Raw genomic sequence first — 15,893 nt, forward strand, 5'->3', positions numbered from 1 at the left:
GTATTCATAACGAGTAGTTTAAGCCCATGGAATATCATTAAACCAGTCATGGATATTTGTTATGAGTACTCACGTACTTGCTGCGGTGCTCACGCGCCTTAAACTGCTGACCGGCTCAGAGTCCGATGCCGAGCTGTCCCGGGCACTTTCGGTGAGCCCACAAACGCTGAGCAGCTGGAAGACGCGCGACAGCATTCCATACTCACTTTGCATAGATATCGCCAGGCAGTATGACTGCTCACTGGACTGGCTGTTGCTGGGCCAGGCCGATCAGCACCCCGCAGGCCCTGATGAAGCAGGCTGGGAATGCGACATGCTTGAGCGCCTGCGTACGCTATCGCCCAGTGATCGCCAGGCCATCCTGCTGTTCATCAAGGACAAGCAGCGTATCCAGCAACTGGAGCGGCAGTTGAGTGAGCTTGGTGGCTAACCCCGCCGGCGCCAGCGCTGGATCAGCTCACGCGGGTCAAGCGTGTCCACCAGCACCATGACCTTGAGGCTGATGGGGATCACCACCACGGCAGCCACGAATGCCGCCATGCCACGGGTCAACAGTGGCACCAGTGACGAAACCAGTGGTTCGAATAAATGGCCCACACCCACGGTGATGAATATCAACAGCAATTTCTTGCTCAGCGTCAGGCGCCTGGCTGTATTGGTAATCAACCGATCGCGCGCCGCACTGACCAGCAATGCCCCCAGCAGCGCAGCGAACAGTACATTGCCATCCACACCGAGCAGCGCCAAGAAGGCCGATGCCAGGTTATCCAGCACAGATTGCTCAGGCATGGGACTGCCCTCGTCGCGGCACAGAAAGGCAGGCAGTCGAACGCAGGCTGTACATGACCGCCGCTTCGACGAACCGGATGTAGCACACCCGCAAGGCACGCCCATGGTCATGCCCGGCGACATCTTCGAGGCGCTTGTAGCCGCGCTCTCGCAATACTGCCCGCCAGCGAGCGAATTCGCGTGCCGCGTCGATGGCCGCACAGCGGGCAGCTACTTCAAGTGCAACCTCACTGACAGGCGCTTGCAGTTGCAGGCGCTCACGCAGCCTGCCCAGGTCCACCCGCGGCCAGAACGGGTCGTGGCTATCGGCAAAGCGCGGCAGCCGAGGATCGTTATCCATGCATCACCTCCTCACTGCCCGGCCAGCATGCCGTAGCGGATGGCTTTGATCACTGCCGCCACCCGTGTAGGCACATCGAACTTGCGCAGGATGTTGGACACATGAAAGTTCACGGTCGACTCCTTGCACGCCAGGATCTGGCCTATCTCCCAGGAACTTTTGCCATAAGCACACCACAACAGCACCTGCTGTTCACGTGGCGTCAAGCGAACCGGAGCGTCAGCGGGGTGTTGCAGCAAATGTCGGGCATTGTCAGTCATGTTTGAACTCCGCAGCTGGTTGAGCGAGGCATCGCTGCCAATTTGCAGCCACCTTACGAAGCGCACGCCCCCCCTCTCCACCGATGCGGCTTGTAAAGAACTTTCGTACAAAACCATCTGATGAAGGCTTCACGAAATTTGCTGAGTTCCTGCGTGCTCCAAGCGGCATTTCGCTCGTCTCAACGCCGTTATCCATCCGTTTTTCGCCTGGAGTCGTACAATGCGTTCCGTTTTCCCCCCATCGCACTGCCTTGGCCTGCTGGCTGCCTTTGCTGCCACCCAGCCGGCCCTGGCAGCAACCTCGGTCGAATTAGGCCAGGTGCTGATCACCGATGAGGAGCAGAACGACCTGTCAGCTGCCAGCGAACGCCTGCGCGAGGTGCCAGGCGCCAGTAATCTGGTAGACATGCAACGCGCAGGGCAAGGCCGGGTTGTCAGCAACCAGGATGTGCTGGCCTACCAGCCCGGCGTTTTTGCCCAATCGGCGGGCAACGATGGCATCAAACTGTCGATCCGCGGCTCGGGCATCAACCGCGCTCCGGGGGCCCACGGCTCCGGGGTTTACACGATGTTCGACGGCCTGCCCCTGACGGGCCCGGGCGGTACCCCCTACGAGCTGTTCGAGCCGCTGTGGCTGAGCCGTGCCGAAGTGCTGCGCGGCGCCAACGGTTTCGACCAGGGAGCCCTTGCGCTGGGCGGTGCGATCAACTATGTCACCCACACCGGCTACGACGCCGCACCGCTACAGGTGCGCTACGAGGTCGGCAGCCGCGGTTACCAGCACCGGCACATCAGCTCAGGTCAAGTGCTGGGCAATCTCGACTACTACGTGGCCCTGACCGATTCGGAATATGACGGTTATCAGGCTCACAGCAGCGGCAGCGCCAAGGGCATTGCCGCCAATGTCGGCTACCGCTTTAACCCGAACCTTGAAACCCGCTTCTACCTGCGTTACCGGGAGACCGAAAACGAACTGGCCGGGCGCCTGACCAAAGACCAGATCAAGCACCACCCCCGCGCGGCCAACCCCGCCTATCTGGCGCGCGACGACAGCCGCCCGCAGCCAGGCAGCACCTGGGTGGGCAACAAAACCACCTTCTACCTCGACGACGATACGCGCCTGGAAGCCGGCCTGGTCTACCACGACTACCCGATGGACCTGCGCGAAGGCCCGATGCGCCTGAAAGTGGCCTACACCGATGTCAGCGGTACGCTGAACTATTTCCGCCGCGACACCCTGTTCGGTCATGAGAGCAAGACCACCATCGGCTGGCGCACCACCAAGCACCTGCCCAACAGCGGAGCCTCGCAGTTCGCGCGCAATGGCGATGTGTTCGGCGCACGTACCCGCGATTTCACTTACCAGGGGTCGGACACCGTTGTGCATGCAGGTAATGACCTGGAGCTGGTGCCCAACCTCTGGCTGACCACCGGCCTGGCCATGATCTACACGCGCCGCGAAAGTGACGTGACCTACCCGGCCGAAGGCGACAAGGTGAGCATGCATGACTGGGACTTTGCACCGCGCCTGGGGTTGCGCTACGACATCCGCCCGGACCTGCAGGTGTATGGCAATCTCAGCCGCTCGGTGGAGCCGCCACACCCGTGGTCGCTGATCTGGAGCGCCCCCAGCACAGGCGGCAAGCAGATCCAGCCGATCGAGATGCAGAACCAGACCGCCACTACCCTTGAGCTGGGGGCGCGTGGCGACTCGGCGTTTGGCCACTGGGACCTTGCCTGGTACTACTCGCAAGTGCGCCACGAACTGCTGGCCGTGGAAGTGGTGCCGAACTTCACCTCGGAGTTCAACGCCAGCGCCACCGTGCATCAAGGCGTGGAAGCCGGCCTCGACAGCACCCTGTGGGAACGCGCCGGTACCGGCAAGCTGAGCGTACGCCAAGCCTACACCTTCAGCGACTTCCACTACCGTGATGACGACAAGTTTGGCGACAACCGCCTGCCCGGCATCCCCATGCACTACTACCAGGCCGAACTGCGCTATGACTGGCCGAGCGGCTTCTACGCCGGGGTCAACACGCAAATGGCGTCGAAAGTGCAGGTGGACTATGCCAACAGCTATCACGCCGATGCATATGCCTTGCTAGGCGCGCGCCTGGGCTGGAATTCACCCAAACAGGACTGGCAGACGTGGCTGGACCTGCGCAACCTGACCAACAAGCGCTATGCGGCGACAGTGACACCCACCTACAACGATGCCGGCCAGGACAACGCCCGTTCGACGCCGGGCGAAGGGTTTGGCGTTTACGCCGGTGTTTCCTACAGCTTCCGCTAGAACATGCAGCGCAGTGTTTCTGCAGGAGCAGCCTTGTGCTGCTCCTACAAAGACCGCGCTCACCCAATGATTGCGGATCAAACCGCCCTGTTCAACTTCACCCACGAAGCAAACTTGTCGACAAACGCCTGCAAGAATGGCCGGGTCTTGTCGTTGAGCTTGCCCGAGTCCTCGAACAGGCTTGCTGCCCCGCCAATGTAGGCCTCGGGCATTTGCATGCATGGCATGTCCAGAAACACCAGCGACTGGCGCACGGCATGGTTGGCGCCAAAGCCTCCAATGGCCCCGGGCGATACACTCACCACCGCCGTCGGCTTGCCACCCCAGGCACTTTGCCCGTAGGGCCGCGAACCCACGTCGATGGCATTTTTCAGGCAACCAGGCACCGAGCGGTTGTATTCCGGGGTAACGAACAGCACCGCATCACTGCGGCGGATCTCCTCGCGAAAACGCTTCCACGCCTCTGGCGGCGCTTCGGCCTCGACGTCCTCGTTGTACAACGGCAAATCGCCAATTTCGACGATCTTCAGGGCAAGGCTGGACGGCGCCAGCTCCGAAAGTGCGCGGGCGACCTTGCGGTTGTACGACTCCTTGCGCAAGCTACCCACGACAACCGCTACCGAATACACCTGGCTCATGGCAATTTCCAACCTTTGCTGGGTAAAGGGACGTTGTAGTTATAGATGACCGTTGCTCGGCGCTTTGGTTTTTTTTCCTCAGGGTGAAAACTTCCGAGGCTGTTGCACGGTCTATGCCTTCAGACATTTTCTACGTAATTCAGAGGTTTCCACCCAAATGGCAGCAGTAATGGTCGGCCAATTCCACGCCCGTGACGCCGAAGGCCGTATCTACCCCGTGCACGAGTTCCAGGAGTCCACCTTGCAACTTGACGGCAGCACGCTGGGCGCCCCCATCACCACTTACCGCCTGGCCATCGGCGACAAGGTCAACCACCTCGGTGAAAACCGCTTCGAACTGGCGCGCAGCGGCGTCGAGATCATTCGCATTCCGTGATGCAGTCCACGGTGTAACGGCCGCTCTCGTTCTGCAGGCCATGCACGTCGGCGACAAAACCGGGGAAGCCCTGGTTGAATGCCCGGGCGAAGGCCAGGTAGTCGAGTATCGAGCGGGTCGCCTCGGTGAACCGCTCGCCCGGCATGATCAATGGAATACCGGGCGGATACGGCACCAGCATCACCGCTGCCACACGCCCCAGCAGCGCCTCGATCGGCACCGCCTCCACGTCCCCACGCACCATCTGGTCATAGGCACGGGCCGGGCTCACGGCCACCTCCGGCAAACGCGTGAACAGCCGCTTCAGTTGCTTGGCCGTGGCATTGGCGCGGTAGCAGTCATGCAACTGGTCACACAGGTCGCGCAACCCCATCCTCTGGTAGCGTGAAGCATCAGCTGCCACCACGCTCGGCAGACAACTGCTCAGGGCTGTGTTGCCATCATAGTGGCGTTTGAATTCCAGCAACTCCGTCAGCAAAGTGCTCCACTTGCCTTTGGTAATGCCCATGGAAAACAGCACCAGGAAGCTGTACAGGCCGGTTTTCTCCACCACCAGCCCCCGCTCCCAGAGAAATTTGCTGACCACCGCCGCCGGGATGCCATGCTCGCCCAGCACACCACCCGCACTCAGGCCCGGCATTACCAATGTGACCTTGAGCGGGTCGAGCAGCACGTAGTCGTCCACCACTTCGCCAAAGCCATGCCACTCGGCACCCGGTTGCAGCAACCAGTCCTGCGCGGCCAGGCGCTGGATACCTTCGGTGCCCGGCGGTTGCCAGATACTGAACCACCAGTCATCCGCAGCAATGTGCTCCCGCAAGTTGGCCAGGGCACGACGAAAACTCAACGCTTCGTCGAACATCTCTTGCAGCAGTGAATGCCCCGCCGGCCCTTCCATCATGCTCGAGGCTACATCCAGCGAGGCAAGGATGCTGTACTGCGGCGAGGTCGAGATATGCATCATGAACGCTTCGTTGAAGCGGTCTCGGTCCAGTTGCCGCCTGGCCCCGTCCTGCACATGGATCATCGAGGCCTGGCTGAACGCGGCCAGCAATTTGTGGGTGGAATGGGTACTGAACACCAGCGGGCTGCCCGCCGTGCAGGCCGTGCCCATGGCATAGCGCCCGCTGAAGAAATCATGAAACGCCGCATAGGCAAACCAGGCTTCGTCGAAGTGCAGCACCTCCACACTCGCACCCAAGCACTGCTTGATCATCCCGGCGTGGTAACACAGCCCGTCGTAGGTGGAGTTGGTCACCACCGCCAGCTTGATGCGCCGCCCGCTTTCACGGGCAAGGGGGTTGGCCTGGATCTTCGCCTCGATAGCCTCGGGGCTGAATTCGCTGAGCGGGATCGGGCCGATGATACCCAGCTCGTTGCGCTCCGGGCACAGGTACAGCGGAACGGCGCCAGTCATGATAATTGCGTGAACCACCGACTTGTGGCAGTTGCGGTCCACCAGCACCAGGTCGTCACGGCCGACCATGGCGTGCCAGACGATCTTGTTGGCCGTGGAAGTACCATTGATGACGAAGAAGGTGTGGTCAGCACCGAAGTTACGCGCCGCCCTGGCTTCAGCCTCGGCCAAGGGGCCGGTGTGGTCGAGCAGCGAGCCGAGTTCCGGCACGGATACGGAGAGGTCCGAGCGCAGGGTGTTTTCCCCGAAGAACTGATGAAACGCCTGGCCCACCGGGCTTTTGTGGTAGGCCACGCCACCGCCGTGGCCCGGGGTGTGCCAAGAATAGTTGGACTGCGCGGTATGCTGCACCAAGGCTTTGAAAAACGGCGGCAGCAAGCCGTCAAGGTAGGTATGTGCGGCACGCGCCACCTGGCGGGCGAGGAACGGCACGGTGTCTTCGAACAGGTAAAGAATGCCACGCAGCTGGTTAAGCTCGCTCATGGCTTCGGCGGGGGCGTTTTCCAGGGTTACCTGCTCACCCAGGGCGAAAATCGGCAGATCGGGTGCGCGCAGGCGGGCCAGGCGGATCAGTTCGGCCATGTTCTGCAGCAGGTGGGTATTCTCACCCACGCCTTCGGCAGCGATCAGCATGCAGGCCAGGCCGTGGTGAGTGGCGGCGACCAGACGGGCTTCGGCGTGGTCAGCGGCGGCGAGAATGGCGAAGCCATCCTGGCGCAGTTCCTCGGCGATACCCCGCACGCGCTCGCCAGCGACACTGTCGGCCTTGATGGCGCGGTGGACGATGAGGATCGGGAACTTGAGGTCCTTGTACATCAGGTGGCTACCTCCGAAGGACATGGCGTCCACTTCAGGGTAGTTGACGGGCCGGTCTTGAGCGTTGAGGTGACGCGTAGATCGAGCGCCGCGCGGGCGGCGCTCGATCTCAAAGGCGCCACACAACCCACGGCAAGCAGAAAAAATTACCCTGTTGACGTCTCGGTAAGGACCTGCCACATGGAGGGCCCACCCGCCGACTTGGCAACGGCGGCCAGCCGCTCGGCATGCGCCTCCAGTTCCTCGGTACTGGCCATGATCACCCGCCCCGGCGTACGCCCGACAATGCGGCGGATCTCGCTGCCGCCAGCGCCCTGCCCGTCATCTTCGGCATCCGCCCCATGGCCAGCCAGCGACAGGCTGGTCTGGCCACCGGTCATCGCCAGGTAGACGTCAGCCAGCAGTTCCGAGTCGAGCAATGCGCCGTGCAACTCACGGCCCGAGTTGTCGATGTCGTAGCGTTTACAGAGCGCATCGAGGCTGTTGCGCTGCCCCGGGTGGCGCGAGCGCGCCAGCAACAGGGTGTCGAGGATGGTGCAATGTTGCGAAATGTCAGCGCGATGCTGCTGGCCCAGCAAGGCGAATTCGTTGTTGATGAAGCCAACGTCAAACGCCGCGTTATGGATGACCAGCGTGGCGCCCTGGATGAATTCGAAGAATTCCTCGGCTACATCGCCAAAGCGTGGCTTGCCGACCAGGAAGGTATCGGTGATGCCGTGGACGTTGATAGCGCCCTCGTCACTCTCGCGGTCCGGCTGCAGGTAGACGTGGAAGTGCCGCCCGGTGAGGCGCCGGCCGATGACCTCGACACAGCCAATCTCGATGATGCGGTGGCCTTCGCTGACCGGCATACCCGTGGTTTCGGTATCGAGAATGACGAAGCGTTTATCTTGCTGCTGCTCCACGCGGGGCGCTCCAACTTGCATCAGTTACAAAGGCCGCAATTGTACCCCAGCTCAACGCTGGGCGCGCACCTCATCGACCCCACGGTTGGCCAGTTGGTCGGCGCGCTCGTTCCCGGGGTGACCAATGTGGCCGCGCACCCACTTCCAGCTCACCTTGTGGCGGTTGACCTGTTCATCGAGCTGCTGCCACAGGTCGGCATTTTTCACCGGCTCTTTGGCTGCGGTTTTCCAGCCGCGCTTCTTCCAGTTGACCATCCACTCGTTGATACCCTTCATCACGTACTGCGAGTCAGTGGTCAGCACCACGTCGCACTCACGCTTGAGCGACATCAGCCCCTGGATGGCCGCCATCAGTTCCATGCGATTGTTGGTGGTTTCACGTTCGCCGCCCCACAGTTCCTTCTCGACGCCCTTGTAGATCATCAGGACGCCCCAGCCACCCGGGCCAGGATTGCCTTTGCAGGCACCATCGGTAAACATTTCGACGCTATCGCTCATGTACCACTCTTGAATTCAGTGCTTGTCAGTTTCAGGGTTGGCCGCCGTGCGGTTCACCTTGGCCAGCGGCAGCGGCAGCAACTTGCCCATCGGCTCGCGGCGCTCCGGGCGCAACGGCCGCAGGCCCACCACCATCTTGCGCGCCACCAGCAGGTACACCCCGCCACCAGAGGTCTGCCAGCCGCCAGCCACCCGTTCCCAGCCCGCCAGGCGCTGCTGCCAGGCCGGTGAGGCAAGCGGCGGACGATAGCACCCGAAGCGGCGTTTCTCCAGCGCGAAGCCCAGCAGGTTGAGCCAGTCGCCTACCCGCGACGGCGAGATACAGCGGGCCTTGCGCAGGGCATCATGGCTGAAGAAGTGGCGCATGCCCCAACTGCTCCACGGGTTGATCCCGACGATCAGCAGGTGCCCGCCCGGGCGTACGGCGCTGGCGGCCTCGCGCAGCAAACCGTGAGGCGACAGGCTGAAATCCAGCCCATGTTGCAGCACCACCACATCGGCGGCGTGCTCGCTCAATGGCCAGGCCTGTTCTTCACAGGCAATCTCCACCCCTGGTAGCGGCGCCCCAAGGCGCACGTTGCGCTGCACCTGGGGGGCGCTGGGCGGCGGCTCCGCGCAGGGGCCGTAGTGCACGAGGTAACCCCCGAAGAAGCGCCCGAGCTCTTCTTCCAGCAGTTTTTCCTCTTCCTTGAGCATCAGCTGGCCGAGCGGGCCATTGAACCACTCACGGGCCAGGCTGATCAGCTTGACCCAGTCCGGGTCGGCCTGGGCAAAGGCTTGGTCGGTCATTGCGCTCTCCCTCGAAGGTTCTCCCACCGCGCCATCGCGGCTAAGATGCCTTCATGTGCCACGCTTGGCGAATCGGATCCGCACCATGATACAGATCGATGCTCTCCCCGCTTTCTCCGACAACTACATCTGGTTGTTACAGGATACTGCCAAACGCCGCTGCGCGGTGGTCGACCCCGGAGATGCCGGCCCAGTGGAACGCTGGCTGTCGGCCAACCCAGACTGGGTGCTCAGCGACATCCTGATTACCCACCACCACAACGACCATGTCGGCGGCGTGCAACGGCTCAAGCAACTGACCGACGCACGGGTCTGCGGCCCGGCCAACGAGCACATTCCCTGCCGCGACCTGGCGCTGGACGACGGCGACCCAGTGACGGTGCTTGGCGTGACGTTTCAGGTCCTGGCGGTGCCTGGCCACACCTTGGGGCATATCGCGTTCTTCAGCGATCAGCCGCCGACGCCAGTATTGTTCAGTGGCGACACCCTGTTCGCCGCCGGGTGCGGGCGAATGTTCGAGGGTACACCCGAACAGATGCAACCGGCCCTCGCCCGCCTGGCGGCGCTGCCGCCACAAACTGAAGTGTACTGCGCCCACGAATACACCCTCAGCAACCTGCGCTTTGCCAAGGCGGTGGAACCCACCAACCCGCACGTTCTTGAGCGGTTCGAGGACGTTACCCGTTTGCGCGCCGACAATCGCATCACCTTGCCATCAACGATTGGCCTGGAACGCCTCACCAACCCCTTCCTGCGCACCTCTGAAACATTAGTTAAACAAAAAGCAGACGAATGGAAGGGACATTCAAACGACTCGCAGGTCACTGTTTTTGCTGCCTTGAGGTCTTGGAAGGACACCTTCTGATAACCTCAAGATATATCGCAAAGCGCTGACAACGGTTGACCCGGCCGGGAGCGGTTTCTAGAATCGCCGAAATTTTTTGCCCGGATACCTGTCCCAGCCGATGTCTTCCCGTAGCCGCAGAACCGCTCATTCAGTCGCCTTGACGCGCCTGGCCCAAATCAGTGCGTTGGCGCTGGCCGCCACCCTGGTGGGCTGCCAGAGCACCCGTCAGCTTGACGACTCCGAAAGCGTTCGCGCGCACAATTACCAGGCGCGGATCAAGCACAAGCCTGCACCGCTGCTGGTCAAGCCGGTTGAGAAAACGCCGCAGGACGTTTGGGAGCGCATGCGCCAGGGCTTCGCCCTGCAGGACAGCATCGACGTCAACCCGCGCATCGAGCAGCAGCGCCTGTGGTTCGCCAGCAACCCCACCTTCATCGAAAGCGCCGGTGAGCGCGGCAGCCTCTACCTGCACTACATTGTCGAGCGTCTTGAAGAGCGCGACATGCCGCTGGAGCTGGCGCTGCTGCCCGCCATCGAGAGCGCCTACAACCCGATGGCCTATTCACGTGCCAGCGCAGCCGGCATGTGGCAGTTCATGCCAGCGACAGGTCGCCACTTCAACCTGCGCCAGACCAACTTCTACGATGGCCGCCGCGATATCACCGCGTCGACCAACGCAGCACTGGATTACCTGACCCGCCTGCACGACATGTTCAACGGCGACTGGCTGCTGGCCCTGGCCGCTTACAACGCCGGCGAAGGCACGGTCAGCCGCGCCATGGAACGCAACGAAAGGCTCGGCCTGCCAACCGACTACTGGAACCTGCCGCTGCCGCAGGAAACCCGCGACTATGTGCCCAAGCTGCTGGCCTTGTCGCAGGTGGTACTCACGCCTGAAGCCTATGGCGTCAACCTGAACCCGATCGCCAACGAGCCCTACTTCGAAGCGGTAGCCATCAATGATCGCCTGGACCTGTCGCGGGTAGCGGCCTTTGCCAATATCGACGAAGACGAGCTGATCCAGCTCAACCCGGCCTTCAAGAAGCGCATGACCGTGGACGGCCCGCAGCAGCTGTTGGTACCAACCGCCAAAGCGCAGTTGCTGAGCGACAGCCTGTCCAACCTCAAGCCCGAGCAACTGGTCAGCCTGCAACCAAACAAGGCCGTGTTCGCCCGCGCTGTGGCCGAAGCCAAGGCGCCGGTAGCGGCACGCAGCTACCGGGTCAAGCGTGGCGACAACCTGGGCGCCATCGCCAAGGCCAACCGCGTTTCGGTCAGTGACATCAAGCGCTGGAACCGCCTGTCCGGCAACAGCCTGCGTGCCGGCCAGGTGCTGGCCCTGCGCGGTGGGAATGGGCCGAGCGCCGCCGGCAATCGGGTTGCTGCTTCCGGCAAGCGCTCTACCCAGTACAAAGTACGCAAGGGCGACTCGCTGTACCTGGTGGCCAAGCGTTTCAACGTTGAGATGCAGCACCTCAAGCGCTGGAACCCGCGCAGCGGGCATGCATTGAAGCCCGGGCAGACACTGACCGTTTACTTGTCGCATTGATCTGAAGCTCCGGGTACACCTGCCATGGTGTGGTAATCGGGTAATACCTCGCGCAACCTCCAACAGCTGAAGCTGCAGCCTCCACTCCATCTAAGAGGCTGCACCCATGGCACCGTCTCAAAACAGCCAGCTCCAACGCTTCGAAGCCAACATTCATGATGTCTTCAGTTTTACCCGGGCGGAGTACCTGATCAACGATGATGGCGACTTCGACCTCTATACCTTGCGTTTTATCGATCCCCAGTACCAGATCGCCAAATCTGCGCAACATGACAGAGGCGACCATAGGCGCTTGAAGCCGGCCGTGGCGCCTATCCTGGTAGCCTATTCAGACCATTTCATGAGGGGTACTTTCTCCTCTCACATTTCGTATCTTCATTTTGTATATCCTGCTGGAAAGCAGCTGACGCACAAAGTGCTCAACACCGACATAACCGTCAATCAGGTACCTGGGCAGATGAACGCGCTGCGCTTTCGCCAAGAGCGGGATGTGCCGGACAATTGGGTTGCGAACACGTACTGGGTTCTGACCGACCAGCACGGCACCGAATACAAAATCCAATTCACTTCAGAAGATAACGCCAACTTGATCGGCATCGCCCGTTATCCAGGTTGAGATCAAGATGGAGCGTCCATTCGGACGCTCTTTTTCCAATCTCACCAAGCTGTTACTGTACCCGATCAAAGCCCAACGCCTCTGGATCGGATGCCGACTTGATACGTCCCCTCCTGCTGTCACTCAGCCTGGCCTTGAGCTTTCCCGTAGCCGCGATGGTGAGCGAAAGCCACGGATACGCGCAGTTCGGCACGCTCAAGTACCCAGCCACATTCACCCATTTCGACTGGGTCAACCCGCAAGCGCCCAAGGGCGGTACCTTGCGCGCCATGGCTTTTGGCACCTTCGATACCCTCAACCCCTACACCTTCAAGGGGTCGAGCCCGATCACCACGCCCAATTTCCAGCAGTACGGCATCAGCGAGCTGAACGAGCCGCTGATGGTCGGCACCGGCCAGTACGACCCGTCGGGTGACGAGCCGACCTCCAGCTACGGCCTGATCGCCCGTTCGGTCGAATACAGCGAGGACCGCAGCTGGGTGGTGTTCAACCTGCGCCCGGAAGCCCGCTGGCATGACGGCCAGCCGATCACTTCGGCAGACGTGGCCTTTTCCTATCGCACGTTGCTCAAGGACGGCCACCCGATCTACCGCACCAACCTGCAGGAAGTGCAGCGGGTAGACATCCTCGGCCCGCTGCGCATCCGTTTCGTGTTCAAGCGCGCCGGCAACCCGCTGCTGATCCTGCGCCTGGGCGAAATGCCGGTGCTGCCCAAGCACTACTGGCAAAAGCGCGACTTCAAAGCCACTACCTTCGAGCCACCCTTGGGCAGCGGCCCCTACCGCATCACCCAGGTACAACCCGGGCGCCGGCTGGTGTTCGAACGGGTGAAGAACTATTGGGGCAAGGACCTCGCGGTCAACCGTGGCAAGTACAACTTCAAGCGCGTGGAATACGAGTTCTACCGCGACGCCACGGTCGCGTTCGAAGCGTTCAAGGCTGGCGAATTCGACATCTACATCGAGCACCAGGCGAAGAACTGGGCCAACGGCTACAACTTCCCGGCCGTGCGCCGCGGCGAGGTGATCAAGGCGCAGATCCCGCACCGCATCCCCACGCAAACCCAGGGCCTGTTCATGAACAGCCGTCGGGCCACCTTCAGCGACCCACGGGTACGCCAGGCGCTGGGCCTGATGCTGGACTTCGAGTGGACCAACCGCGCCCTGTTCAGCAGCGCCTACCGCCGCTCGACCAGTTACTACCCCAACAGCGAGTTCGCCGCCAGCGGCGTGCCTACCGGTAAGGAATGGCTGTTACTGGCGCCGTTCCGCGACCAGTTGCCGGCCAAGCTGTTCAGCGAACCCTACAAGGTCAGCCAGACCGATGGCCGCGGCATCAACCGCCAGACCCTGCGCCAGGCCTTGGGCCTGCTTGCCGAGGCTGGCTGGAAGCTGAACGGCCAGCGCCTGCTCGACAGCAAGGGCCAGCAACTGCGCATGGAACTGCTGCTGGTTAACCCCAACCTTGAACGCATCCTGCAACCTTATGTCGAAAACCTGGCCAGCATCGGCATCGATGCACGCTTGCGCACCGTGGACCGTGCCCAGTACAAACAACGTCTGGACCAGTTCGATTTCGACATGATTCTGATGACCTTGAACCAGACCCTGAGCCCCGGCCTGGAGCAGTGGCTGTACTTTCATTCCAGCCAGGCCGCGACCAAGGGCAGCAAGAACTATGCTGGGGTCAAGGACCCGGTGGTCGATCACCTGCTCGACACCCTGCTGGCCGCACGCACCCGCGACGATCAGGTCGCCGCCGCCCGCGCCCTGGACCGCGTGCTCTCATGGCAGTACTACATGATCCCCAACTGGTACCTCGACAACCATCGCCTGGCCTACCGCAACCGGTTCGCCTTCGTCACCACGCCGCCCTATACCCTCGGGCTGAACAGCTGGTGGATCAAGACTTCGGAGAAAGCCCAATGACGCCAACGCACCGCCTGCGCCGGCTGGCATGCAGCCTGTTGCTCGCCTGCCTGAGCCTTCCCACCCTGGCCGCACCGCAGCACGCGCTCACCCTGTACGACGAGCCACCCAAGTACCCTGCCGACTTCAAGCACTTCGACTACGTCAACCCCGACGCGCCCAAGGGCGGCACCTTCCGCCAGTCCAGCTTCGGCGGCTTCGACAGCCTCAACCCGTTCATCAACAAAGGCGTATCGGCCGAGAACATCGCCAGCATCTACGACACGCTGATGCGCCAGAGCCAGGACGAGCCGTTCACCGAATACGGCCTGGTGGCCGGCAAAATCGAGAAAGCCCCGGACAACAGCTGGGTGCGCTTCTACCTGCGCCCCGAAGCCCGCTTCCACGACGGCCACCCGATGCGCGCCGAGGACGTGGTGTTCACTTTCAACGCCCTGATCAAGGACGGTGCACCGCTGTACCGCCAGTACTACGCCGACGTCGCTGAGGTGGTCGCCGAAGACCCGCTGAAGGTGCTGTTCAGGTTCAAGCACAAGGGCAACCGCGAGCTGCCGCTGATTCTCGGCCAACTGCCCGTGCTGCCCAAGCACTGGTATGAAAACCGCGACTTCAACCGTGGCAACCTGGAAATCCCCCTGGGCAGCGGCCCGTACAAGGTCGCCGAGGTCAAGGCCGGCCGCTCGGTGCGCTACGAGCGGGTCAAGGACTACTGGGCGAAGGACCTGCCGATCAACCGTGGCTTCTACAACTTCGACGTCATGACCTTCGATTCCTACCGCGACACCACCGTCGCCCTGGAAGCACTCAAGGCCGGGGCGTTCGACTATGCACTGGAAGTCAGCGCGAAGAACTGGGCCACCGCCTACAACGTGCCCGCCGTGCGCGAAGGCCGCCTGATCAAGGAAGAGCTGCCCAATGGCAACCCCACCGGCATGCAAGGTTTCGTCTTCAACATCCGCCGCCCGGTGTTCCAGGACATTCGCGTGCGAAAGGCACTGAGCCTTCTGCTGGACTACGAGTGGACCAACAAGCAGCTGTTCAACGGCGCCTACACCCGCACCGGCAGCTACTTCGAGAATTCGGAAATGGCCGCCCATGGCTTGCCTGGCCCCAACGAGCTGAACATCCTCGAGCCGCTGCGGGGCAAAATCCCCGATCAGGTATTCACCGAGGCTTACAAGAACCCGGTCAGCGACGGCAGCGGCATGATCCGCGAGCAGCAGCGCCAGGCCTACAAGCTGCTGCAGGACGCCGGCTGGAAAATCGTCGATGACAAGATGGTCGACGCCCAAGGCAAGCCGGTAACCATCGAGTTCTTGCTGGCGCAGACCGAGTTCGAACGCATTCTGCTGCCGTTCAAGCGGAACCTCGCCGACCTCGGCATTGACCTGAGCATCCGCCGGGTCGACGTTTCCCAGTACATCACCCGCCTGCGTTCACGTGACTACGACATGATCGTCGGCGGCTACCCACAGTCCAACTCGCCGGGTAACGAACAGCGCGAGTTCTGGTCCAGTGCCGCCGCCGACAACCCCGGCAGCCGCAACTTCATCGGCCTGCGCGATCCGGCCATCGACCAGTTGGTGGAACAACTGATCAACGCCGACTCTCGCCAGAGCCTGATCGACCACTGCCGTGCCCTCGACCGCGTGTTGCTATGGGGCTACTACGTGATCCCCAACTGGCACATCAAGACCTGGCGCGTGGCCTACTGGAACCACATCGGCCACCCGAAAGTGTCGCCCAAATACGACATCGGCATCGACACCTGGTGGATCAAGCCCGGGGTAACCCCGGCGGTCAGCGAAGCCCCTGCGGACGAGGCCAACTAA

At 61.9% G+C, this 15,893-nt stretch carries 16 protein-coding genes; 8 read left to right on the forward strand and 8 right to left on the reverse strand.

What is annotated here, in order from left to right:
- Nucleotides 1-61 precede the first annotated feature (61 nt).
- Nucleotides 62-430, forward strand: a complete 369-nt coding sequence (locus tag ACK1VC_RS22040; RefSeq protein WP_016488229.1) for a helix-turn-helix domain-containing protein — start codon at nt 62-64, stop codon at nt 428-430.
- Here ACK1VC_RS22040 and ACK1VC_RS22045 read toward each other — a convergent pair.
- The 3 genes from ACK1VC_RS22045 to ACK1VC_RS22055 are packed head-to-tail and all read right to left on the reverse strand — an operon-like array spanning nt 427 to nt 1,389.
- Nucleotides 427-789, reverse strand: coding sequence for a hypothetical protein (locus ACK1VC_RS22045; protein ID WP_102689785.1), 363 nt, complete (start codon nt 787-789; stop codon nt 427-429). The two genes, ACK1VC_RS22040 and ACK1VC_RS22045, sit on opposite strands and share 4 nt — an antisense overlap.
- Nucleotides 782-1,129, reverse strand: a complete 348-nt coding sequence (locus ACK1VC_RS22050; protein WP_016488231.1) for a head completion/stabilization protein — start codon at nt 1,127-1,129, stop codon at nt 782-784. The genes ACK1VC_RS22045 and ACK1VC_RS22050 overlap by 8 nt, the downstream gene beginning before the upstream one ends.
- 11 nt (nt 1,130-1,140) lie before the next feature.
- Nucleotides 1,141-1,389: a helix-turn-helix domain-containing protein gene (locus tag ACK1VC_RS22055; RefSeq protein WP_024717878.1), complete on the reverse strand. Its 249-nt coding sequence runs from the start codon at nt 1,387-1,389 to the stop codon at nt 1,141-1,143.
- 220 nt (nt 1,390-1,609) lie between these two features.
- Between ACK1VC_RS22055 and ACK1VC_RS22060 the strand changes: the two genes are divergently transcribed.
- Nucleotides 1,610-3,682 carry a TonB-dependent receptor family protein gene (locus ACK1VC_RS22060; RefSeq protein ID WP_191086806.1) on the forward strand — a complete coding sequence of 691 codons (2,073 nt, stop codon included), beginning with the start codon at nt 1,610-1,612 and terminating at the stop codon, nt 3,680-3,682.
- Nucleotides 3,683-3,759: 77 nt separating this feature from the next.
- Here ACK1VC_RS22060 and chrR read toward each other — a convergent pair whose 3' ends face one another.
- On the reverse strand, nt 3,760-4,320 hold the full coding sequence (gene chrR, locus ACK1VC_RS22065) for a class I chromate reductase ChrR (protein ID WP_023047506.1): 561 nt from the start codon (nt 4,318-4,320) through the stop codon (nt 3,760-3,762).
- 157 nt (nt 4,321-4,477) lie between these two features.
- Here chrR and ACK1VC_RS22070 point away from each other — a divergent pair, with 157 nt between their 5' ends.
- Nucleotides 4,478-4,696, forward strand: a complete 219-nt coding sequence (locus ACK1VC_RS22070; protein ID WP_016488235.1) for a hypothetical protein — start codon at nt 4,478-4,480, stop codon at nt 4,694-4,696.
- On the opposite strand, the gene ACK1VC_RS22075 is transcribed toward ACK1VC_RS22070, so the two are convergent.
- The 4 genes from ACK1VC_RS22075 to ACK1VC_RS22090 all read right to left on the reverse strand — a co-directional run bounded on the left by ACK1VC_RS22075 (nt 4,680) and on the right by ACK1VC_RS22090 (nt 9,121).
- A complete protein-coding gene (locus ACK1VC_RS22075; protein WP_191087895.1) occupies nt 4,680-6,929 on the reverse strand; it encodes an Orn/Lys/Arg family decarboxylase in 2,250 nt (749 codons plus the stop codon). The genes ACK1VC_RS22070 and ACK1VC_RS22075 overlap by 17 nt on opposite strands.
- A 146-nt stretch (nt 6,930-7,075) precedes the next feature.
- On the reverse strand, nt 7,076-7,834 hold the full coding sequence (gene dnaQ / locus ACK1VC_RS22080; RefSeq protein ID WP_191086807.1) for a DNA polymerase III subunit epsilon: 759 nt from the start codon (nt 7,832-7,834) through the stop codon (nt 7,076-7,078).
- Between the two features lie 51 nt (nt 7,835-7,885).
- Nucleotides 7,886-8,332, reverse strand: coding sequence for a ribonuclease HI (gene rnhA / locus ACK1VC_RS22085; RefSeq protein ID WP_016488238.1), 447 nt, complete (start codon nt 8,330-8,332; stop codon nt 7,886-7,888).
- A gap of 15 nt (nt 8,333-8,347) precedes the next feature.
- Nucleotides 8,348-9,121, reverse strand: a complete 774-nt coding sequence (locus ACK1VC_RS22090; RefSeq protein ID WP_016488239.1) for a class I SAM-dependent methyltransferase — start codon at nt 9,119-9,121, stop codon at nt 8,348-8,350.
- Nucleotides 9,122-9,206: 85 nt separating this feature from the next.
- Between ACK1VC_RS22090 and gloB the strand changes: the two genes are divergently transcribed.
- The 5 genes from gloB (at nt 9,207) to ACK1VC_RS22115 (ending at nt 15,893) form a co-directional block, all read left to right on the forward strand.
- The gene (gene gloB / locus ACK1VC_RS22095; protein ID WP_016488240.1) at nt 9,207-9,986 is read left to right on the forward strand and encodes a hydroxyacylglutathione hydrolase; all 780 of its coding nucleotides are present in this window, start codon (nt 9,207-9,209) and stop codon (nt 9,984-9,986) included.
- 100 nt (nt 9,987-10,086) lie between these two features.
- A complete protein-coding gene (locus tag ACK1VC_RS22100; protein ID WP_016488241.1) occupies nt 10,087-11,517 on the forward strand; it encodes a lytic transglycosylase domain-containing protein in 1,431 nt (476 codons plus the stop codon).
- Between the two features lie 106 nt (nt 11,518-11,623).
- Nucleotides 11,624-12,133, forward strand: a complete 510-nt coding sequence (locus tag ACK1VC_RS22105) for a hypothetical protein (protein WP_095115678.1) — start codon at nt 11,624-11,626, stop codon at nt 12,131-12,133.
- 98 nt (nt 12,134-12,231) lie between these two features.
- Nucleotides 12,232-14,061 (forward strand): extracellular solute-binding protein, encoded by a 1,830-nt coding sequence (locus tag ACK1VC_RS22110; RefSeq protein WP_207268618.1) that lies wholly within the window; start codon nt 12,232-12,234, stop codon nt 14,059-14,061.
- On the forward strand, nt 14,058-15,893 hold the full coding sequence (locus tag ACK1VC_RS22115) for an extracellular solute-binding protein (protein ID WP_016488244.1): 1,836 nt from the start codon (nt 14,058-14,060) through the stop codon (nt 15,891-15,893). The genes ACK1VC_RS22110 and ACK1VC_RS22115 overlap by 4 nt, the downstream gene beginning before the upstream one ends.

The organism is Pseudomonas sp. XP2 (genome assembly GCF_053557975.1).

Excerpts from the sequence above, each read along its gene's own strand:
- ACK1VC_RS22070 (WP_016488235.1), top strand. The coding sequence starts at position 4,478 with ATGGCAGCAGTAATGGTCGGCCAATTCCACGCCCGTGACGCCGAAGGC.
- ACK1VC_RS22040 (WP_016488229.1), top strand. The coding sequence starts at position 62 with ATGAGTACTCACGTACTTGCTGCGGTGCTCACGCGCCTTAAACTGCTG.
- ACK1VC_RS22055 (WP_024717878.1), bottom strand. The coding sequence starts at position 1,389 with ATGACTGACAATGCCCGACATTTGCTGCAACACCCCGCTGACGCTCCG.
- ACK1VC_RS22050 (WP_016488231.1), bottom strand. The coding sequence starts at position 1,129 with ATGGATAACGATCCTCGGCTGCCGCGCTTTGCCGATAGCCACGACCCG.
- ACK1VC_RS22105 (WP_095115678.1), top strand. The coding sequence starts at position 11,624 with ATGGCACCGTCTCAAAACAGCCAGCTCCAACGCTTCGAAGCCAACATT.
- ACK1VC_RS22045 (WP_102689785.1), bottom strand. The coding sequence starts at position 789 with ATGCCTGAGCAATCTGTGCTGGATAACCTGGCATCGGCCTTCTTGGCG.
- ACK1VC_RS22060 (WP_191086806.1), top strand. The coding sequence starts at position 1,610 with ATGCGTTCCGTTTTCCCCCCATCGCACTGCCTTGGCCTGCTGGCTGCC.
- rnhA (WP_016488238.1), bottom strand. The coding sequence starts at position 8,332 with ATGAGCGATAGCGTCGAAATGTTTACCGATGGTGCCTGCAAAGGCAAT.
- ACK1VC_RS22100 (WP_016488241.1), top strand. The coding sequence starts at position 10,087 with ATGTCTTCCCGTAGCCGCAGAACCGCTCATTCAGTCGCCTTGACGCGC.
- ACK1VC_RS22115 (WP_016488244.1), top strand. The coding sequence starts at position 14,058 with ATGACGCCAACGCACCGCCTGCGCCGGCTGGCATGCAGCCTGTTGCTC.
- ACK1VC_RS22090 (WP_016488239.1), bottom strand. The coding sequence starts at position 9,121 with ATGACCGACCAAGCCTTTGCCCAGGCCGACCCGGACTGGGTCAAGCTG.
- gloB (WP_016488240.1), top strand. The coding sequence starts at position 9,207 with ATGATACAGATCGATGCTCTCCCCGCTTTCTCCGACAACTACATCTGG.
- ACK1VC_RS22075 (WP_191087895.1), bottom strand. The coding sequence starts at position 6,929 with ATGTACAAGGACCTCAAGTTCCCGATCCTCATCGTCCACCGCGCCATC.
- chrR (WP_023047506.1), bottom strand. The coding sequence starts at position 4,320 with ATGAGCCAGGTGTATTCGGTAGCGGTTGTCGTGGGTAGCTTGCGCAAG.